At 66.4% G+C, this 19,110-nt stretch carries 18 protein-coding genes and 3 tRNA genes; 18 read left to right on the top strand and 3 right to left on the bottom strand.

The window, feature by feature from the left end:
- Positions 1–6: 6 nt before the first annotated feature.
- Together AC731_RS02805 and AC731_RS02800 are read right to left on the bottom strand one after the other, a co-directional pair.
- Positions 7–1,065: a toll/interleukin-1 receptor domain-containing protein gene (locus tag AC731_RS02805; RefSeq protein ID WP_004253239.1), complete on the bottom strand. Its 1,059-nt coding sequence runs from the start codon at positions 1,063–1,065 to the stop codon at positions 7–9.
- Positions 1,066–1,171: 106 nt separating this feature from the next.
- A complete protein-coding gene (locus tag AC731_RS02800; protein WP_048709107.1) occupies positions 1,172–4,879 on the bottom strand; it encodes a DUF748 domain-containing protein in 3,708 nt (1,235 codons plus the stop codon).
- Positions 4,880–5,014: 135 nt separating this feature from the next.
- Here AC731_RS02800 and AC731_RS02795 point away from each other — a divergent pair, with 135 nt between their 5' ends.
- Positions 5,015–6,253, top strand: a complete 1,239-nt coding sequence (locus tag AC731_RS02795) for a BaiN/RdsA family NAD(P)/FAD-dependent oxidoreductase (RefSeq protein ID WP_048709105.1) — start codon at positions 5,015–5,017, stop codon at positions 6,251–6,253.
- 16 nt (positions 6,254–6,269) lie between these two features.
- On the opposite strand, the gene AC731_RS02790 is transcribed toward AC731_RS02795, so the two are convergent.
- Positions 6,270–7,493 carry an MFS transporter gene (locus AC731_RS02790; protein ID WP_048709103.1) on the bottom strand — a complete coding sequence of 408 codons (1,224 nt, stop codon included), beginning with the start codon at positions 7,491–7,493 and terminating at the stop codon, positions 6,270–6,272.
- Positions 7,494–7,643: 150 nt separating this feature from the next.
- Between AC731_RS02790 and AC731_RS02785 the strand changes: the two genes are divergently transcribed.
- The 17 genes from AC731_RS02785 to AC731_RS02705 all read left to right on the top strand — a co-directional run bounded on the left by AC731_RS02785 (position 7,644) and on the right by AC731_RS02705 (position 19,094).
- Entirely contained in the window at positions 7,644–8,099 is a 456-nt protein-coding gene (locus tag AC731_RS02785) for a hemerythrin domain-containing protein (protein WP_004253227.1), read from the top strand.
- Positions 8,096–8,314, top strand: coding sequence for a DUF2249 domain-containing protein (locus AC731_RS02780; RefSeq protein WP_048709101.1), 219 nt, complete (start codon positions 8,096–8,098; stop codon positions 8,312–8,314). The genes AC731_RS02785 and AC731_RS02780 overlap by 4 nt, the downstream gene beginning before the upstream one ends.
- Positions 8,311–9,582: a hypothetical protein gene (locus AC731_RS02775; RefSeq protein ID WP_048709099.1), complete on the top strand. Its 1,272-nt coding sequence runs from the start codon at positions 8,311–8,313 to the stop codon at positions 9,580–9,582. Before AC731_RS02780 ends, AC731_RS02775 begins: the two co-directional genes overlap by 4 nt.
- Positions 9,583–9,640: 58 nt before the next feature.
- A tRNA-Pro gene (locus AC731_RS02770) sits at positions 9,641–9,717 on the top strand.
- 27 nt (positions 9,718–9,744) lie between these two features.
- Positions 9,745–9,821: transfer RNA gene (locus AC731_RS02765), tRNA-Arg, on the top strand.
- 43 nt (positions 9,822–9,864) lie between these two features.
- Positions 9,865–9,940 (top strand) — tRNA-His (locus AC731_RS02760).
- Positions 9,941–10,487: 547 nt separating this feature from the next.
- On the top strand, positions 10,488–11,507 hold the full coding sequence (locus AC731_RS02755) for a sulfate ABC transporter substrate-binding protein (protein WP_062450042.1): 1,020 nt from the start codon (positions 10,488–10,490) through the stop codon (positions 11,505–11,507).
- Positions 11,508–11,525: 18 nt separating this feature from the next.
- On the top strand, positions 11,526–11,741 hold the full coding sequence (locus tag AC731_RS02750) for a TOBE domain-containing protein (RefSeq protein WP_048709096.1): 216 nt from the start codon (positions 11,526–11,528) through the stop codon (positions 11,739–11,741).
- 8 nt (positions 11,742–11,749) lie between these two features.
- Entirely contained in the window at positions 11,750–12,436 is a 687-nt protein-coding gene (locus AC731_RS02745; RefSeq protein WP_048709093.1) for an RBBP9/YdeN family alpha/beta hydrolase, read from the top strand.
- A gap of 225 nt (positions 12,437–12,661) precedes the next feature.
- On the top strand, positions 12,662–13,123 hold the full coding sequence (soxY, locus tag AC731_RS02740) for a thiosulfate oxidation carrier protein SoxY (protein WP_048709092.1): 462 nt from the start codon (positions 12,662–12,664) through the stop codon (positions 13,121–13,123).
- Between the two features lie 18 nt (positions 13,124–13,141).
- Positions 13,142–13,459, top strand: coding sequence for a thiosulfate oxidation carrier complex protein SoxZ (soxZ, locus tag AC731_RS02735; protein WP_048709091.1), 318 nt, complete (start codon positions 13,142–13,144; stop codon positions 13,457–13,459).
- Between the two features lie 27 nt (positions 13,460–13,486).
- Positions 13,487–14,464 (top strand): sulfur oxidation c-type cytochrome SoxA, encoded by a 978-nt coding sequence (gene soxA, locus AC731_RS02730; protein WP_048709089.1) that lies wholly within the window; start codon positions 13,487–13,489, stop codon positions 14,462–14,464.
- A 13-nt stretch (positions 14,465–14,477) separates the two neighbouring features.
- A complete protein-coding gene (soxX, locus tag AC731_RS02725) occupies positions 14,478–14,978 on the top strand; it encodes a sulfur oxidation c-type cytochrome SoxX (RefSeq protein ID WP_048709088.1) in 501 nt (166 codons plus the stop codon).
- 51 nt (positions 14,979–15,029) lie between these two features.
- Positions 15,030–15,545, top strand: a complete 516-nt coding sequence (locus AC731_RS02720) for a thioredoxin family protein (protein ID WP_048709087.1) — start codon at positions 15,030–15,032, stop codon at positions 15,543–15,545.
- Positions 15,542–16,495 (top strand): hypothetical protein, encoded by a 954-nt coding sequence (locus tag AC731_RS02715; protein ID WP_048709085.1) that lies wholly within the window; start codon positions 15,542–15,544, stop codon positions 16,493–16,495. Before AC731_RS02720 ends, AC731_RS02715 begins: the two co-directional genes overlap by 4 nt.
- A 234-nt stretch (positions 16,496–16,729) precedes the next feature.
- Positions 16,730–17,830 carry a sigma-54 interaction domain-containing protein gene (locus AC731_RS02710; RefSeq protein WP_048709084.1) on the top strand — a complete coding sequence of 367 codons (1,101 nt, stop codon included), beginning with the start codon at positions 16,730–16,732 and terminating at the stop codon, positions 17,828–17,830.
- A 55-nt stretch (positions 17,831–17,885) separates the two neighbouring features.
- Complete coding sequence (locus tag AC731_RS02705) at positions 17,886–19,094, top strand: acyl-CoA dehydrogenase family protein (RefSeq protein WP_048709082.1); 1,209 nt, start codon at positions 17,886–17,888, stop codon at positions 19,092–19,094.
- Positions 19,095–19,110: the final 16 nt, after the last annotated feature.

Raw genomic sequence — 19,110 nt, 5'->3', positions numbered from 1 at the left:
GCCCGCTCAAGGGGCTCCGGCGGTACTGGCGCACTCGATATAGCCTTCCCGCCCCGTCGGTTGCCTGCACCACGTTTCCATCCGCGTCGCGTAGGCGTCGCTGCGAAAGGCACGAACGATGCCAAGAATGCGATCCGCCTCGGCCCGCGTATCGGCGGGCGCGATGCTGGCGTAATAGCCGTTGCGAAAATAGATGGCCGCCCCCTGAACGCTGCTGCGGCTCGCGCGCCGGATCTCGTCACGCGCGGCATCCAGCGTACGGTCACTGCCGAACACCACGCCGTAGTCCGGCAGGCCCAATGCCAGCGCCGGCTTCGGCTTGTCCGGGACGACGACCGGCGGTCGCCTGTCCGGCCACAGCAGCACCGCGGCGATCGCACCCGCGACCACGACGGCACCCGCGACCAGCGCGATGCGCGAACCCTTGCCCCCCTTTCCACCGACATCCCGTGCCTCACCAGCTGCGGCCGTCACTGAACCGGTCGGAAGCGCCCCTTTCACTGCGTCCCCCCTGTCCGCGCCCGTCGGGGCAGGCGTGGTCACCACCTCCGCGCTGGCCGACGCAGGCCTCTCTGCCTGACCCCTCTCCGCCGGCCCTTCCTCCGCCTCGCCCAGTACCCTGGCCAGGACATCGCCGAGCCGGTTCACATCGGAGGTGAAGCGCGTGTTGCTGACCTCGAGCGCATTGCGCCAGACCAGGCCGCGCATCGGCTCGGGCAGGAGCTCCTCCGCCGGCATCTGCACGCCATCGAGCAAGACCGGTATGACACGGATGTTGCGCGCCAGCGCCGCGGCGATCTCCAGCCGCACGAAATCGCGCTCGTCGTCGAGTCGCCGGCGGCCATCCGGCTGCACCTCCATCCAGCGCGAACCGATCAGCACCAGCAGCACCTCGCACTTGCCGACCGCATTGCGGATCACCTCGTCGAAGGGCAGGCCGGGCTCGATCGCATCGACGTCCATGAACACCTGCGCCGTGTCGAAGCGCTCGGTGAGCTGGTCGTAGATGGCACGCGCGTAACCCGCCGCATCGTCACGCCGGTAGCTGATGAAGACGTTGCCCATGCTGGCCTCCCCTTTGCCACAGCACTGAAGCTCGCGTTTTCATCATAGTCCCGCGAAACGACGACGGGGGCCGAAGCCCCCGTCCCTGCCGCATTCGCGCCAATCTTCAGCGCAGCGAGAACTGGACCTGCCCTGCCTCGCCCGCTGCCTCGACCTTGGGCTCGAGCACGAAGATGCGCTCGCCCGGCACCTTGCCTTCGCCCACCAGCCAGTCACGCACCGCCTGTGCGCGCTGCTGCGCCAGCGTGCGCAGCGCCTGCTCGTCGACCGACGTGTTGGCGAGGATCAGGGCCTCCATCTCGGGCACCGGGACGTCCTTGACCATGCCGATGACGTTGCGCGGCTTCTTGAAGTCGGTGTCGCGGTACGCCTTCTTCAGCAGTTCGGGATACTCGGCGTCCTCGACCTGGATCTCGTCGAGCGAGGGCGCTTCCTTCCCCTGCGCCACCAGCGCCTTGAGCTTCTGCGCCTTGACCATGCGCTGCAACGCCGCCTGCTTGAGTCCGTCGGTATCGACCGCCGGATCTGCACGGCCGGTGATGTCGAGCTTGAGCGCCGGGCGGTCGACCAGCGCCGTGGCCAGCGTCGCGAGCTTCTCACGCTGCGCCTCGGCCGGCGCCGCGACACCCGGCGCCAGTTCGAGCTGCGACAATTCTTCACCGCCGCCGATCACCGAGCCGAGCAACGCGAACGGCGAGGTGATGGCCTTGCCGATCAGGTTGAACAGCATCTTCACCACCAGGCCGAACACGCTGAACTCCGGGTCGTCCAGCGTGCCGGTGACCGGCAGATGCAGATCGATCTCGCCGCGGCCGTTCTTCAGCAGCGACACCGCCAGCTGCACCGGCAGGTTCACCGCGTCGGGGCTGTCGACCTTGTCGCCGAAGGTGAGCTGGTCGAGGAAGATCTGGTTGGTGGCGGTGAGCTTGCGCTCCTCGATCTTGTAGTTGAGCTCGGCCGACAGCTTGCCCTTGGCGATGCCGTAGCCGACGTACTTGCCGGAGTAGCTCGACAGGCCGGTGAGTTCGAAGTCCTTCACCGAAGCGAGGATGTCGAGGTGCGCATCCTGACGGAAGGGATTGAGCTCACCCGTCACCTTGACCGGCGCCGCCTTGTCGACCCTGCCGCTCAGGTCGAGCTTGGCGATGGTGCTGGGATCGGTCGACAGGCCAACGAGCGTGCCCGTCATGTCGGTGAGGTTGACGTCGTAGTTCGGCCGGATGAAGCGGTCGCTGAACGCGATGTTGCCGCGCTTGATCTCGATGCGGTCGACGCGGATCGGCGGCGGGGGCGCGCTCGGCGGCGGCAACTCGGTGGTGCGTTCGCCCTCCTTCACCCGCGGCGCGTTGCCGGCCATGGCCGGGTCGGCAAAGGGATCGGCGGCTGCGGCGACGGGCTCCAGCTTCGCGGCGGCCACCTTGCCGTCGGTGCCCTGGATCTCGCGCAGGTTCAGGCGTCCCTCCTCGTCGAGGATCAGGCGGGTGTAGAAATCATCCAGCGCGACCTGCCTGACCGCCAGCGAGAACGGCTCGAGCCGCGCATTGATGCCGCCCACGCGCAGCGTGCGCCAGCGCAGGAAGTCGGTCGCGTTCAGGCGGTCGATGGAAGCGAAGTTGCCCACCGCGACGTCGCCGCGAAAGTCCGCCAGCAGGTCGCCACGGCGTCCGGTGCCGAGCTTGAGCTGGCCCTGCGTGGTGAGGTTGCCGCGCGAGATCGCGATCTTGGTCTGCTGCAGCACATAGGGCTGGATCGGCAGCAGGTCGACGTTGCGCAGGTCGAGCTTGAGATCCGCCTTGAGCGGCTCCAGGCCCAGACTGCCGGAAACGCCCAGCTTGCCGTTCTTGTTGATGCGGGAGTCGAGTTTGAGCTGGCTGAGGTTGCCCTTCTCGGTGGAAAAACCGTCGAGCTCGAAGTCGATGTTGTCCGCCGCCATCACCACCGGGCGCGAAACGCTGCGGTCCTCGACGCGCACCGAAACGCCCTGCAGGGCCAGCTTGTCCACTGCGACGACCCACGGCGCACCGGCCGGCGCGTTCTTCTTCGCCGGACCGGTCAGGCCGAGCAGATCGATGTCGCCGTTCTTCAGCCGCACGGCCGACACCGCAGCGCCCTTGACGCCGAGTTCGGCCAGCTTCACGCGCTGCGCGCCGAGATCGAGGACCGCCTCGCGCACATCCAGCTCAGGCACCTTGACCGCGGCATCCTTGGCGCCCTTGAGCGCCAGCGCAAAGTCGCGCACGGCGAGCGCATCGGCGCTGAGGTCGATGTCCGCCTCGCCCTTGTCATCCAGGGCGACGCGATAGCGCAGATTGCCGCTCAGGCTGCCGTCGCGCACCTCGCCCCCCGGCAGGGCCGCCGCCAGGTAAGGGGCATAACGCGCTGCCTTGACCGCCTCGAAGTTGAGCATGCCTTCGTACTCGAAGGGCTCCAGCCGCAGGCGGTCCTCATGCACGAACTTCTCGCCACCGTCGGTGGCGTAGTCGAGGCGGATCTCAGCCGGCATGTCGGCCTCGGTCGCGAGGTCGCGCAGGTCGAGGTTGATGGCCTCGATACGCGCCTTGAACGGCTCGGCCAGGCTGCGGTCCTCGAAGCGCACCACGCCATCGCGGATGCGCGCATGGGCGAGCAGGAAATCGGGCTCGGCGCCGGACGCCTTGGCCGCTTCGGCCGCGGGCCTGGCCTGATCGTTGGCCGCCGCGCCCTTGCCTGCGCCTTTCGCCTTTGCGGGTTTCGCTTCCGGCTCGGCAGCCGGCAGCAGCATGGCGAGGTTGAGCCCGCCCTCCTTCAGCCGCACCAGGTCGAGCTCCGGCTGGGCGACCCGCATGCGCGTGAAATGCCAGCGCCCGATCAGCGGCTGAACGTCGGCGAACTCGAGTTCGAATTCAGGCACCGTCGCCACCGGCTCGCCCGCCTTGTCCTGCAGCACGAACTGGTCGAGCCGCAGCGGGCCGCGCAGGACCAGCTCGGGCGCAGCGTCGGCCGGTTGCCGGAAGGACACCTCGATGTTCGTCGTGAGCTGCGCCGACGGCAGGCGGAAGGCTGGCTCGAACGGGGCATAGGCCAGCCAGGGCGTGAGGTCGAACTTGTCGAGCACGACGTCGAGGATGGTCTCGTGCGTGTCCTGGAACGGCTTGGTGCGCGCGCTCATCTTGAGCGGGTTGCCATCGAGCACGGCCGACAGTGTCGGCTCGACGAAGACGTCCACCTTCACCGGCAGGTTCGACACGAAGGGCACGCCCACCTCGAGCTCCGCCAGTTCATGCTTGAGCCCGCGCGGCTTGTCCTCGACCGAAACACGGCCGCCGGCGACGCGGATATTGCCGACCGAGAACAGCGTGCCGGGCTTGCCGGCCTCGGCGTCATCCTCCCCGCCCGAATTCGCCAGCGCCGCGATGCGCTCGGCAACGTCGCTCCAGCTGTGCCGCCCGCCACCCTCGAGCGCAACGTTCAGCCGCGGCCCGCTCAGCGCCACCTCGTGCAGCACGAGGCCGCGCTGCATCAGCGACTCGACGACCTCGACGTTGGTGCGCAAGGCGTCGAAGCCGAAGGCCTCCGACTGCCCGTCCGCCGACATCACCTTGAGCCCCTGGATCTCCGCGGTGACCGAGAAGGGGTTGATCACCACCCCGTCGATCGTCACCGTCCGGCCCAGGGTCTCGCCCAGAATCTTAACGGCATAGTGCCTGGCCACCGGCGGCGCGGCAAAGAAGCCCGCCGCTCCGATGACGATCACCGCACCCGCAGCCCACAACGCCGGACGGACCAGACCCCGTTTGCGGGGTGGCATGGTCGTGCCGGTGGTGGTTTCAGTCATAAAGCGCTCCAACAAGCTGATATTCTTGGTCTCGTTTTGCCATCAGGCAGCGTCATCGCGGCGCAAAAGGCCGTAATTTGCCGCTTTGCAGCACACCGCGTATTCTGCGCCGCTTTCGTCGTCGAAGGTATCCATGTGGCGCACTTGAAGGCCCCGATCGCCCGCCCTGCAAAGCAAAGTTACGATGTCATCGTGATCGGTGCCGGTGCGGCCGGCATGATGTGCGCCGCAACGGCCGGCCAGCGCGGACGCAAGGTGCTGCTGGTCGACCACGCGGAGAAGCTGGCCGAGAAGATCCGCATCTCCGGCGGAGGTCGCTGCAACTTCACCAACCGCCGCGTCGCCGCAGACAACTACCTCTGCCGCAATCCGCACTTCGTGCGCTCCGCCCTGTCGCGTTACACGGCGGCGGATTTTATCGAGCTTGTACAGCACCACGGCATCGATTTCCACGAAAGGGATTGGGGCCAACTGTTCTGCGACGATTCCGCCCAGCAGATCATCGACATGCTGCAGGCCGAATGCAGCGACGGTGGCGTCGACTGGGCCATGCCGGCGACGGTGCTCGAGGTGTCGCGCACCGATGCCGATAGCGAGCGCTTCATCGTCAACACCAGCATCGGCCGCTTCACCGCGCACAGCCTGGTCGTGGCCACCGGCGGCCTGTCGATTCCGAAGATCGGCGCCAGTCCGCTCGGTTACCGCCTCGCCGAGCAGTTCGGCCTGGCGGTCGTCGCCCCCCGCCCGGCGCTGGTGCCGCTGACGCTGCCGCCCGAGACCCTGTCGCGACTCGCCCCACTTGCGGGCATCTCGCTCGAAGTGGAGGCCCATTGCCGCGGGCCCGTGTTCCGCGAGGCGGCGCTGGTCACCCACCGCGGCCTGTCGGGCCCGTCGATCCTGCAGGTCTCGAGCTACTGGCAGGCCCAGGCCTACGAGGACGCGGACTGGGCACCAGTCACCCTCGACCTGCTGCCGGGTGTCGATGCCGAAGCCTGGCTGCTGGCGCACGCAGCCGAACGCACCCTGCTCGCCAACCTGCTGTCCGAGCGCCTGCCGCGCCGTTTCGCCCACGCATGGTGCGAACTGCACGGCTGGACCCGCCCGATGAACGAGTTCCGTCACGCCGATCTGCGCAGCATTGCCGCCACGCTGTCGGGATGGGCACTGACGCCCTCCGGCACCCAGGGGTACGCGAAAGCGGAGGTCACGCTCGGCGGCGTCGATACGAACGCGCTGTCCTCGCGCACGATGGAGGCACGAGCGCTCCCCGGGCTGTACTTTGTCGGCGAGGTCATGGACGTCACTGGCCACCTCGGCGGCTACAACTTCCAGTGGGCCTGGTCGTCGGGCGTCGCCTGCGGCCAGGCAGCCTGAACCTGCCACGCCGGCCTCAGCCCTGCCCACGCCGCCACAGGCGCGGGAACAGCGGGAGATAGCTCAGCACCTGCAGCACCAGCAACGCGGCGAAAGTGAAGCGCAGGGCCTGCGGCATCGCCCAGCCCCAGGTGCGCAGCAGATCCAGTGCAAGACCGAAGCCCCACTGCACGACGAAGGCCCCCAGAAAGACCATGAGATTGATCGAGGTGCTGACGCGGCCGAACATTTCGCGCGGAAAGTCGTTCGACGCCGCCAGGTAGGCCTGCGAATTGACCGCCGACAGCGCGCCGATCAGGAACCAGAGCAGCGATACCGGCCCCACACCGAACAGGATCGCCGCCTGCACCAGCAGCAGCGCACCGTAGCCCACATGCAGCATCTGCAGCGGCCGCACGCCATGGCGCGCCATGCGCACACCGAACACGCCGATCGACAACTGGCCGGTCAGCATGCCCAGGTTGAGCAGGAGCAGCGTGCGCGCCGCATCGGCCAGCGCCAGCCCTTCGACGTGCATCAGCCAGGGCACGGCCCACAGACTCTGCAACGCCATGAAGCCACCGACGAAGAACAGCGAGGAGCCGGCAAAGCGCAGGAAGGCGGGCGCCACGAAGACGGCGCCCACGCTCTTCAAGACCGCGCCAAGGCTCCCCTGCCCGCCCGCTGCAGCCTCCTGCGGCAGGCTGCGCCACAGGATGACCGAGGTCGCCAGCGCCGCTGCGGCAATGCCCCAGAACACGCCGCGCCAGCCCAGCAAGGGCATCGCCGCTTCGAGCGGTGCACTTGCGGTGAGCGCTCCCATCGCACCGCAAGCCATGACGAAACCGGTCATCGAACTCTGCCGCTCGGGTGGATACCACAGCGCGAACCCCTTCAGCGCGCCCATCAGGCAGGCCGACACGCCCAGGCCGATCAGGGCGCGCGCCACGCCCAGCCCACCGATGGAGTCGCCCAGCGCGAACAGCACGGCACCCAGGCCGGCAAGCAGCAGCAAGGCGCTCTCCACCCGGCGCGGCCCGTAGCGATCGAGCGCGATGCCGACCGGAATCTGCGCAAGGCCGAAGGCGAGGAAGTACATGCTCGTCAGCAAGCCCAGTTGCGCGGCGCTCAGGTCGAGCTCTCCGGTGATCGCCGGCGAGATCACCGCATTCACCGTGCGCAACAGGTAGGACAGGTAATAGCCGAGCGCGAACGGGATGAAGATGCGTACCCACGCGCCGGCCGGAACAGCACGCGGCATGCGGACTCCAGCGGAACGAAAGCCCGGATTGTGCCCCGGCGGCCCCGGATTACCCAACTCCCGTCCACCGCGTTGGCGACCAACTTGACTCGCATCAATGCTGCCTGCCGCCCGCCGCGGAGAATGCCCTCATGCCCACCGGAGCCGAACATGAGCACGATTGCCGACTTGATGACCCACGACCACCGCGCGTGCGACCATGACTTCGCCCGCGCCGAGGCACTTGCCGCAAAAGGTGACTGGCCCGGCGCGGCCGACGCGCTCGCAGCCTTCTCCCGCGCACTGAACGCCCACTTCGACGCAGAGGAACAGCGACTCTTCCCCGCCTTCGAAGCGGCAACCGGCATGACCCAGGGGCCAACCCAGGTGATGCGGGCCGAACATGCAGACATGCGCGCCGCGCTCGCCCACCTTCAGCAGGCGCTGGCGGCGCGAGACGCCGATGAGTTTGCTGGCGAGGCCGAGACACTGCTGATCATGATGCAGCAGCACAACATGAAGGAAGAGAACATCCTCTATCCGATGTGCGATGCCCGACTCGGCGCCGTCAGTGCAACACTCTGTGCCGAGCTTTCCAACTCCCTTGCAGCGGAACACGCAACATGAACATCACGACCGTCGACGCACGCGGCCTGGAGCCTCCCGAGCCCTTCGAGCGCGCCATGGACGCGCTGGCCAACCTCAAGGCTGGCGAGCAGTTCACACTATTGCTGGACCGCATGCCGCATCCGCTGATCCGGCTGCTCGATCGCGACGGTTATCGGCATGAGGTCAATTTTCATGACGATGGCACTGTGGCGATCCTGATCGGCAGGCCATGAGTTCGGCCAACCCCGGACTGGCTTACGAGGACACCCCGCCGCTTTCGGCACCGCTGCGCTTCTTCCTGACCGCGCCCGTGTTCGGGATTGCGGCAGGCGTGGTGCTGGCGCTCGGTGACGGCGTCCTCGCGTCGCGCTGGACGCCGGGCGCGCTCGCGCTCGTCCACCTCATCGCCGCCGGCTTCATGCTGCAGGTGATGCTGGGCGCACTCCAGCAGATCCTGCCCGTCGTTGCCGGCGCACGCTTCCCCGCACCGCTGGGCGTCGCCTCGGCGACGCATGCGCTGGCCACGCTCGGCGCCGCCGGACTCGCGACCGGGCTCGGGTTTGGTCAGCCGGGCGCCATCGTCAGCGGCGGCCTGCTCCTGGTCAGCGGCATCGCGATCTTTCTTGGCGCCGGCCTGCTGGCGCTCATCGGCGCCCCCTCGGTCGTCGGTACGACACGGGCTCCGCGCGATCTTCGCCTCGCCCTGACCGGCCTGGCCATCACGGCCACACTCGGTCTCGTGCTCGCCCTCGCCCTCGGTCGCGGCCTGGCCCTTCCGGTCTCCCTGAACACTGTCGTCGACCTCCACGCCGCGTGGGGCTGGCTGGGCTGGGGCGGCGTCCTGCTGGCGGCGACGAGCTGGGTCGTGGTCCCCATGTTCCAGATCACGCCCGGCTACCCCCAGCGCTTCTCGATGATGTGGGCCCCGGCCGTGCTTGGCGGCTTGATGCTGTGGTCGCTCGCGCGCGTCACCGATGCAGGGATGACTGCAATCGCACTCGGTCTCCTCTTGCTCGGCGTGGTCGCCGGCTTTGCCGCGCTCACGCTCCACCTGCAATCGCGCACCCGCCGCAGTGCACCCGACGCGCCCTTTCGCAGTTTCCGCGGCGCGATGGTGGCGCTGATCCTCGGGCTCGTCGCCCTTGCCATCTCTGCCGTACACGACGCCGACCACTGGAGCGTGCTCGCCGGCGTCCTCATCCTGCACGGCGGCTTCGGTGGCGCAATCAGTGCCATGCTCTACAAGATCGTCCCCTTCCTCACCTGGCTGCATCTGACCCAGTCCGGCGTGAAGGCGCCCAACATGAAGAAGCTGCTCCCCGACCCGCCGGTCCGCCAGCAACTCCGCCTCCATCTCGTCGTGCTCGTCGTACTCGTAGCCGGCATTTTCGAGCCGCTGCTCGCACGTCTGGCCGGACTTCTGATGGCCGCCGAATTCACCTGGCTGCTGCTCAACCTGCTGCGCGTGATCCGCGCCTGGCAACGCGCCCGGCGCGCATAAAAAATTTTGTTATTTATGTTTGACGCCTCCGGGAGAGATCTGTATAGTTCGCGGCTCTCGGGGTGTAGCGCAGTCCGGTAGCGCGCTTGCTTTGGGAGCAAGATGTCGGGGGTTCGAATCCCTCCACCCCGACCAGCTCACACTCCGAAATGCCCGCGGGATCTGCCCGTAGCTCAATTGGATAGAGCACCGGCCTTCTAAGCCGGGGGTTGCAGGTTCGATCCCTGCCGGGCAGGCCAGGACAAGTTTTGAGGGCTTCGGTTTTACCGGGGTCCTGTAGTGGCGGCATTAGCTCAGTTGGTAGAGCACTGGATTGTGGCTCCAGGTGTCACCGGTTCGATCCCGGTATGTCGCCCCAAAAATTCAAAGACTTAGCGCAGATTATTCAGGACGCGAAAAGTCTCAGTAAGCACATAGTAAGCAGACAAGCCCGCCCGAAATGGCGGGCTTTGTCGTTTCTGGACACCCTCCTGGCTGTCGCATCCACACAACAACGCTATCTAACAAGGGCCGGCACTCGGGCGAAGAGGCCTCATTGGCACCACTGTTCCGCATCGAGGCGACGAGCACCTCTTCGGCAGACTGAGCGGCTTGCACGCCTCCAGTTTGATCATGAAGCCCTTGCACCTCTGAAAACCCATCCGACTTGCTATCAAGGATCCGGCCTTCGCGCCAAGGCGAGGGTGAGGCCTGTCGCCTCTTAGCCCTAGGCTGCACCGTAGTTACGCGAGGGGCGTAAGCAGAGATGCTCGCGCGCCGTACCAAGATGACGCCGAATTCCCGAGCGATCCGAGGTGAGTGAATCACTGACGGGCATGAATAAGCAATCCGTTTTTTCTTCGTTCAGGTTATGAAGCCAGAGGGATAGATTTTCTCCATCGCAATCACCCCTGACGGAGAAATTCATGAAGTTCAGCCCCATCCGCCGCGGCCTGCTCGCGCTTGTCCTAGCCCCGGCCCTGGCAACCGGTTTCGTTGCCAGCGCACAGGCGCAGACCACGCTGCTCAACGTCTCCTACGATCCGACGCGCGAGCTCTACCAGGCCTTCAACCCCGAGTTCGCCAAACACTGGAAAGCACAGACCGGCGAAGACCTCGTCATCAAGCAGTCGCACGGCGGCGCCGGCAAGCAGGCGCGCGCGGTGATCGACGGGCTCGAGGCCGACGTCGTCACGCTGGCGCTGGCCTACGACATCGACGCCATCGCCGAGCAGACCGGCAAGATCCCGGCCGACTGGCAGAAGCGCCTGGCGCACAACAGCGCGCCCTACACCTCGACCATCGTCTTCCTGGTGCGCAAGGGCAACCCCAAGGGCATCAAGGACTGGGGCGACCTGGTCAAGCCGGGTGTCGAGGTCATCACGCCCAACCCGAAGACCTCGGGCGGCGCACGCTGGAACTACCTCGCCGCCTGGGGCTACGCGCTCAAGCAGCCCGGCGGCAACGAGCAGACCGCGCAGACCTTCGTCACCGAACTGCTCAAGCACGTGCCGGTGCTCGACTCCGGCGCCCGCGGCGCCACCAACACCTTCGTCCAGCGCGGCATCGGCGACGTGCTGCTGGCGTGGGAGAACGAGGCCTTCCTGTCGATCAACGAGCTGGGGCCGGACAAGTTCGAGATCGTCGTGCCATCGATCTCGATCCTCGCCGAACCGCCGGTCACGGTCGTCGACGGCGTGGCGAAGAAGCGCGGCACCGAAAAGGTCGCCCAGGCCTATCTCGAGTACCTGTACTCGTCGGTCGGCCAGAAGATCGCCGCGAAGCACTACTACCGCCCGATCAAACCCGAGCATGCCGACCCGGCCGACGTCGCCCGCTTCCCCAAGGTGAGCCTGATCACCATCGACGACCTCGGCGGCTGGCAGACCGTGCAGAAGAAGCACTTCGCCGACGGCGGCGTGTTCGACCAGATCTACGCCAAGTAAGCAGAACGGAGAAAAAGCATGGCCATCCAGGCAATCAATGTACGAAACCAGTTCCGCGGGCGGGTGAAGGAAATCATCCGCGGCGACGTCGTCAGCGAAGTAGATGTCGAAACCTCCTCGGGCATCGTCACCTCGGTGATCACCACACGCTCGGTCGACGAACTTGGGCTCAAGCCCGGTTCCGAAGTCGTGGCGCTGGTGAAGTCCACCGAAGTATCGATCGCGACGCTCTGAGGCGGCTCGTGCGCCAGACGGTACTCATCGTCCCCGGCTACCGCGGCAGCGGTGCCGGGCACTGGCAGACCTGGCTCGAGCAGGAGGTTCCCGAAGCGCGTCGCGTCAGCGGCATCGACTGGGAGGACCCCCTGCTCGCCCGCTGGGCTGGTGAGGTCCGACGCGAGATCGACGAGGCGCCGGGGGCGGTGTGGATCGTGGCGCACAGCTTCGGCTGCCTGGCGAGCGTGGTCGCCGCGGCAGACCGCCCGCACAAGGTCGCCGGTCTGCTCCTGGTGGCCCCCGCGGACCCGGAGCGTTTCGACCTGCTCGGCCTGCGGCGGGATCAGCAGGCCGGCGCCAGCGTCGCAGAACATCTGCCGGCGACGAGCTTCAACTGCCCCAGCATTCTCGTGGCCAGCCGCAGCGATCCCTGGCTCGGCTTCGACGCAGCGCGACGCTGGGCGGAACGCTGGGGCAGCCACCTCGTCGATGTCGGCCGCGCCGGACACATCAATGTCGATTCGGGCCATGGCGCGTGGCCCTTGGTGTTGACGCTGCTGGCGCAATTGCGTGCGACCGCGGCCGATGTTCCGCTCGGCCCCCTTCCACCGCGCGCAGAACCGCGACGCGGGCGCAACGGAGTGCTGGCAAGACTGCGCCATCAGACCCGGCGGGCCATGAACGGACAGGTGCGCGCGTTGGTTCGACCTTAAGCGGTCGATGGGCAGCGGATTCGTGATCTCGCACGCTTGCGCCTGAGGCACCGCGCCAGACCGGCGCCCCCCCTGCCGGCGACGTCGGCTTCACGTTAAGCCTTATCGCAATTCCTGATTTCGAACGCAGAATTAATTAGTTCTATTGCGTTCATCAGATTCTTATAGTGCTCCGCTACTACTGCATGACACCACGACAGCACACCGCACACAAGGAAACCTGACATGAAAAGACGAGACGCGATCCGCAATCTGACAGGCGCCAGCCTGCTGCCGCTCCTGGGTGCGCTCGCCGGGCTAACCCCAGCCACGGCAAATGCGCGGGTAGCGGCTGCCTTCGAAGCGAAGACCACCCAGGAGGCCCTTGCCGCGCTGTTCCCTGATGCCGAGGTGCAGCCGAGCGAAGCGCTGACCCTCATCGCACCCGATATCGCCGAGAACGGCACGGCAGTCCCGCTCACCATCCGCTCGACGCTCGAGAACATCGACTACGTCGCCGTTTTCGCCACCGGCAATCCGTGGGCGCTGACGGCCGCCTACAAGCTGACCGAGCTCACCGCGCCGCCGCTCAGCCTGCGCGTCAAGCTCGGCAAGACGCAGGACGTGGTCGTCATCGCTCGAGCGGACGGCAAGCTCTACAGCAGCACCCGGCACATCCAGGTCAGCGTCGGCGGCTGCGGCGGCTGACACACAGGGAGAAAGCACATGACGACCCCAAGCATCAAGGCCCGCATTCAACTCGGCGACAACGGCGTCGCCACGGTTCGTACCCTGATCGCCCATCCGATGCTGATCGAGCGCAACGATCCGAAGACCGGCGCCCGCCTTCCGGCGCACTTCATCGAGGAGGTCGAGGTCACCCTCAACGGCAAGACGGCCGTCAGCCTCGAGTGCGGGCAGGCGGTGTCGACCAATCCACTGGTGTCTTTCGAGTTGCGAAGTGTCAAGACCGGCGACGTGATCGGCATCCGCTGGCGAGACAACCAGGGCAAGAGCGACGCCGGCGACTTTCCGGTCGTCTGAGCCGCTGCTTCAGGGAGAAAAACGAGAATGCAGAAACTGACACTGCTGGCGGCACGGACGGGCCTCGTGGCCGCATTGTGGGCTACGACCAGCATCGCCGTGGCGCAGCCCACCTCCGCCGGTCAAGCGCCATCCGTACAGCATGACTACTGGCCCGGACGCGACAAGGCCGTTCCTCACGTCTCGGGCGACGGCCGCTACTCAGACACCTATGAGAACTGGAAGGACGCCGCAGCGATAGCCGCGGCGCGCGCCGCCGGCAAGCAGTCGCACGAAATCAACTTCAAGGACTTCCGCTGGCTGACGAAAAGTCTCGATGCCGAGCTGGTGATCGACGAAGGGCGGGAGGTGTTCCACCGCAAGAATGCCGACGGTCAATCCTGTGCCTCCTGCCATGGCGACAACGGCGAGAAGCTCAAGGGCGTGTACGCAAGACTGCCCAAGTTCAACACGCGCCTCGGCCGCGTCGTAGTCGGTCCGACACAGATCGAAGCATGCGCCACCGAACGCCTGGGACAGCAGGACTGGCGTGTCGATACACGGGCGAACTCCGTGCTGGACATGTACGTGGCTTCACTCTCCGACGGCGCCGTCGTGGACGTCGATGTCGCCTCCGAGGGACCGCTCAAGGCGGCATACCTGAAGGGCCGTGACCTGTTCTTCAAGCGCACCGGCCAGTTCCATTACGCCTGCGCCAGCTGCCACACCCCGCCCTCGGTCGGAAACTACTTGCGCGGGCAACGTCCGACGACCTTCTTTGGCGACGCCGCGCAGTATCCGATCTACCACTTCCCGTACGCACTGCCGGGTGACGATCTGGCGCACGTATTTACATTGCAGCACCAGATCCGGTCCTGCCAGCAGCTCTCGCGCATGCACCAGGGCAAGGAAGGCAGTCCGAGCATGACGGCCATCGAGGTGTTCCTGAAAGCCAGCGCCAACGGCTACCCCATGAGCATTCCGACCCAGCAGTACAACCTGGACACCGATTACCTCGAGCAGTGAGGAAGAACACTCCATGACCAAGAAACTCAAGCGAATGGCCACGCTGGCGCTTGCGGCGGCGCTGCTCCAGCCGCATCTAGCCGCGGCCGATGAGCGCCTGAAAGCCATCCGGGAGAAATGGATCCCGGGTACGCCGATGCTGACCGAGTTCCTGCCCCTCTACCCCTGCCATAGCGAGGAGCTGCCTTGCGGACAACTGCCGCCGCCTGCGGTGCAAAAGGTCAGCTTCAAGGGAGCGCTGAAGGGCGACGCCAAGCGGGGAGAAAAGATCGCCCTGGACGTCCGCTGGGGCAACTGTGCAACGTGCCACAGTCTGCCGGGGCACAAGGGCGGAACCGTGGGCCCCAGCCTGGAGGACTACGCTTCGCGTGCGCCTTCGCTGGAATACACCTACCAGCGCATCTGGGACACCCGTGTCTTCAACCCTGATGCACACATGCCGCTGTTCGGCACCAACAGCGTCCTCACGGAGGACGAGATCCTCGACGTCATGGTCTTCATCCATCAACGCTGACCACGGGGACACACCAGCATGGCACGCACTGCTCTTCAACGTTTCTGCCTGATGGCGCTGCTGCTGGGCGCCATGCTGGTGCCGCAGCACGCAAAGTCCCAAGCCGTTCGCGATCCCGGGCAGCACTTCTTTCAGACCAGCTTCGGGGATCTGCGCGCCGAACTCGAGACCGCGCGCGGGGAGGGCAAGCGAGGCATCCTGCTCGTTTTCGAGCTGGATGAATGCCCTTATTGCAAGCGCATGCACGACACGGTGATCAACCAGGTGGCCGTGCAGGACGCCTTCAGAGAACACTTCAACATCATCCGCATCGAGTCTGACAGCCTCGACGAGATCGTGTCACCCAGCGGCCAGACACTCACCGAACGCGACTACGCACGCCTCTCGAAGGCCTATGGCACGCCCTACTCGATTGCATTGAGCGTGGATGGAACCGAGCTTGCGCGGCTGCCCGGCGCCCCCATCAATGCGGATGAGTACCTGTTGTTTGCCGACTACGCCGCATCCGGCGCTGCAACTTCAGGGAGCTTCTCGCATTACAAGGCCCGCCGACGGGGTGAGAAATGAAGCGGGTCAGAACCTTCGTTCTCCTCGCGCTCACGGCGGCGGCATCGCCAGTTGCCCTCGCTGATACGCCATTCACACTCGAGAACGCCGTGCACGCCGCAGGGCAGCGGCCCCTCCGCGCACATAACCCGGTCACCATGCTTGAAGCGGACCAGATCGTGCCTAACCGCTGTGTCCCCCCTGCCGCCGAGGCATCGATCCTCAGTCATGCCGAACGCTTTGCGCGACAGCAGCACACCCTCGACGTCGCACGACACTTCGTAACCGCCCTGCAAAAGGAAGATGTGCTACTCGCAGCGCGGGAGTCGGTTGCCGAGACGCACGCGGCCTGGCAACGGCTCGGTGGAGAATCGACGCCCTCCGACCTGGCCGCATCAGCTGCCCTCGCTCGCGCTTTTGCGGACTATCAGCACGCGCTCGCACATCGCGAACTGACACTCACCGACCTGCGGCGGGCGCTCCTGCGGCTTGCCGAACGAGTCGGGATGGAAGACGCGCCACCCAGCCAGCTGGCGCATCCTTCAACGGCAGCCGATGCGGCTCCAATTACCCCAGCACTCTCTGACGCGCACCCCAAGTTGGCCGCCGTCGAGACGCTGAAACGCTGGTGGCAACACGCATCCCCGGACGACGCACGCCATCGCGCATCCTGCCTTTCGGCGCTCGAGCAAGGGGCCACGGCCATCAGGTTGGAACTGACGGTGCAACTGGCGACGCTGACGCATCGAATCGACACGCTGCGGACGCACGGTCTTCCCGCGGCGGCAGCCGAACTTGCGGCCGCCGAGGCCGTGCTGGATCTTGCTCGAAGCGGAGCCGACCCGACGCTGTCGATGTACCGCGCCATGACCGGCACGGTGCTGGCCCAAGCGGCGTTCAGGGTCGTTCAGCACGAGATCTTGCTCCTGGAGATGGAACGCGATCACTTGCGCCAAGCGAGCCCGAACTGAACGTTACGACGGGCCGCCACCCATTGCCCGGACATACAGTGATCGCATGCAAGGCGCAGATCGCGGCATCGACACCATCGTGGAAACCAAAGCAGAAATCCTTCGTTCCGGTTTCAACCTGCCCTGAATAAGCTCGTGCTGCGCAATGCCTTTCCGCCCTCCGGCGCTTGTCGCCCGGAGCCGGAATCCAGTCCCTGCCAGGGGCGCAGGGATCCCTCAGCACATGAGAAACACATGCACGAGTCAAACACCGCAAAGCTGCTGACCTTGCCCAACGCAGGGCAAGGTGCGCTCTCGATCCGCGCCAAGGCGCTGATCTTCCATGACATCAAGTCGCTCCGCCTGCTGCGCCAGGTCGAGCTGATCGCGCCGACCGAGGCCAACGTCCTGATCATCGGCGAAACCGGTACCGGCAAGGAGCTGGTGGCACGCCATATCCACGCGCAGAGCGGACGCAACGGCCCCTTCGTGGCGGTCAATTGCGGCGCCTTCAGCGAGAACATGGTGGAGGCGGAGCTGTTCGGCCACGAGGCCGGCGCATTCACCGGCGCCCAGCAGGCGCGCGCCGGCTGGTTCGAGGCCGCTAACGGCGGCACGCTGTTCCTCGACGAAATCGGCGACCTGCCCCTGGCGATGCAGGTCAAGCTGTTGCGCGTGCTGCAGGAGCGCCAGGTGGTGCGTCTCGGCTCGCGCAAGCCGATCGCCGTTGACGTGCGCCTGGTCGCGGCCACCAACGTCAACCTGGAGAAGGCGGTTCAGGCAGGCCATTTCCGGCTCGACCTCTATTACCGCCTCAATGTCGCACCGGTGGAATTGCCTGCGCTGCGCGAGCGCCCGGGCGACATCCTGCCGCTGGTCGACTACTTCATCGACTACTACCGCCAGCGCCTCGACATCCCCGCACCGCGCTTGAGCAAGGAAGCGGCAGCGGAGCTGGTGTCCTACCACTGGCCGGGCAACATCCGCGAACTGGAGAACGTCGTCCACTTCGCACTGATCGTGAGCCAGAACGGCGTCATCAGTACGGGGGATCTGCGCCTGCCCGGCATCGCCCTGTCGCGGGCGGCCAATGCGGTCACGCCCGGATGCGCAGATGGCGACGGGTTCGCCGCGGTGCGCGCAGGCCTGCGCCAACTGCTCGATGAAGACACGCCCGAGGTCTACGAGCGCATCGAGAAGCTGCTGTTTTCCACCGCATTCGAATACTGCCGCGAGAACCAGGTCCGCACGGCCAAACAGCTGGGCATCTCGCGCAACATCCTGCGCACCCAGCTCAAGCGCTTCGGCCTGATCGGCGACAGCACGGCCGACACGCCGGCCGCGGCCGATGCCTGAGGGCGAGCGCTTTCCCCACGAATCGAACTGAACGCAGACAAAGGAAAAATCGACCATGAGTCTGGCCGACGCCACCACCGCCAAACACGACACCCCCTTGTCGGAACCGCCCTCCGCCATCGCGGCACGCCTGGCCGCACGGTTTGCCGAAACCGCTGCCGCGCGCGACCTGGCGGGCGGCACACCGAAGGCCGAGCGCGACCAGTTGCGCGCCAGCGGCCTGCTCACGCTGAGCATTCCAATCGAGTACGGCGGCCTCGGGGCGAGCTGGGCCGAGACGCTCTCGGTCGTCCGCCAACTGGCGCGTGCTGACAGCTCCGTCGGCCACGTCTTCGCATTCCACCACCTGCAGCTGGCCTCGGTGCGCCTGTTCGGCAGCCCGGCACAATGGGAGCCCTGGCTGCGCGATACCGCGAGGCACGGCTGGTTCTGGGGCAACGCGCTCAACCCGCTCGACAAGCGTACCGTCGCCACCCGCGTGCCTGGCGGACGCGCGCTCTCGGGCCGCAAGAGCTTCTGCTCCGGCGCGCTCGACTCCGACATGCTGCTGGCCTCGGCCGTCGAGGACAGCGCCGACGGCAAGCTCATCATCGCTGCGCTCCCCACCCGCCGCGCCGGCATCACCCTGTTCGAGGACTGGGACAACATGGGTCAGCGCCAGACGGACAGCGGCAGCGCGCTGTTCGAGCACGTGGCGGTGGCAGAGGACGAGATCCTGTCGCATCCCGGCCCGCTGTCCTCGCCCTACGCCTGCCTGCGCCCGCTGCTTGCGCAGCTCATCTTCGTGAACATCTTCCTCGGCATTGCCGAAGGCGCGCTCGCCGAGGCCCGCCACTACACCCGCAATGAAGCGCGCCTGTGGGCTGCATCGCCAGCCGCACATGTCACGGAAGACCCCTACGTGCTGGCCCACTACGGTGACTTCTGGGTCGCGCTCGAATCGACGCGCAAGCTCGCCGACCATGCGGTCACCGTGTTCGACGCCGCATGGAACGAAGGGTTGGCGCTGACCGGGGCCGGCCGCGGCGAGGTCGCACTCGCCGTCGCCACCGCCAAGGTCGCCGCCACCCGCGGCGGGCTGGACATCACCAGCCGCATCTTCGAGGTCACCGGCGCACGCTCCACCACCGCAGCGCTGCGCCTCGACCGCTTCTGGCGCAACCTGCGGGTGCACACCCTTCACGATCCGCTCGACTTCAAGGTGCGTGAACTCGGTGACTGGGCGCTGAACAACAGGTACCCGCCCCCTTCCTTCTACTCCTGATCACGCGGGCCAACAT

It is taken from the genome of Thauera humireducens (assembly GCF_001051995.2).
In the GTDB taxonomy this organism is placed as follows: Bacteria; Pseudomonadota; Gammaproteobacteria; order Burkholderiales; family Rhodocyclaceae; genus Thauera; species Thauera humireducens.
This window is presented reverse-complemented; position numbering and strand designations above follow the sequence as displayed.

Excerpts from the sequence above, each read along its gene's own strand:
- AC731_RS02805 (WP_004253239.1), bottom strand. The coding sequence starts at position 1,065 with ATGGGCAACGTCTTCATCAGCTACCGGCGTGACGATGCGGCGGGTTAC.
- AC731_RS02800 (WP_048709107.1), bottom strand. The coding sequence starts at position 4,879 with ATGACTGAAACCACCACCGGCACGACCATGCCACCCCGCAAACGGGGT.
- AC731_RS02790 (WP_048709103.1), bottom strand. The coding sequence starts at position 7,493 with ATGCCGCGTGCTGTTCCGGCCGGCGCGTGGGTACGCATCTTCATCCCG.
- AC731_RS02785 (WP_004253227.1), top strand. The coding sequence starts at position 7,644 with ATGAGCACGATTGCCGACTTGATGACCCACGACCACCGCGCGTGCGAC.
- AC731_RS02780 (WP_048709101.1), top strand. The coding sequence starts at position 8,096 with ATGAACATCACGACCGTCGACGCACGCGGCCTGGAGCCTCCCGAGCCC.
- AC731_RS02775 (WP_048709099.1), top strand. The coding sequence starts at position 8,311 with ATGAGTTCGGCCAACCCCGGACTGGCTTACGAGGACACCCCGCCGCTT.
- AC731_RS02755 (WP_062450042.1), top strand. The coding sequence starts at position 10,488 with ATGAAGTTCAGCCCCATCCGCCGCGGCCTGCTCGCGCTTGTCCTAGCC.
- AC731_RS02750 (WP_048709096.1), top strand. The coding sequence starts at position 11,526 with ATGGCCATCCAGGCAATCAATGTACGAAACCAGTTCCGCGGGCGGGTG.
- soxY (WP_048709092.1), top strand. The coding sequence starts at position 12,662 with ATGAAAAGACGAGACGCGATCCGCAATCTGACAGGCGCCAGCCTGCTG.
- soxZ (WP_048709091.1), top strand. The coding sequence starts at position 13,142 with ATGACGACCCCAAGCATCAAGGCCCGCATTCAACTCGGCGACAACGGC.
- soxA (WP_048709089.1), top strand. The coding sequence starts at position 13,487 with ATGCAGAAACTGACACTGCTGGCGGCACGGACGGGCCTCGTGGCCGCA.
- soxX (WP_048709088.1), top strand. The coding sequence starts at position 14,478 with ATGACCAAGAAACTCAAGCGAATGGCCACGCTGGCGCTTGCGGCGGCG.
- AC731_RS02720 (WP_048709087.1), top strand. The coding sequence starts at position 15,030 with ATGGCGCTGCTGCTGGGCGCCATGCTGGTGCCGCAGCACGCAAAGTCC.
- AC731_RS02715 (WP_048709085.1), top strand. The coding sequence starts at position 15,542 with ATGAAGCGGGTCAGAACCTTCGTTCTCCTCGCGCTCACGGCGGCGGCA.
- AC731_RS02710 (WP_048709084.1), top strand. The coding sequence starts at position 16,730 with ATGCACGAGTCAAACACCGCAAAGCTGCTGACCTTGCCCAACGCAGGG.
- AC731_RS02705 (WP_048709082.1), top strand. The coding sequence starts at position 17,886 with ATGAGTCTGGCCGACGCCACCACCGCCAAACACGACACCCCCTTGTCG.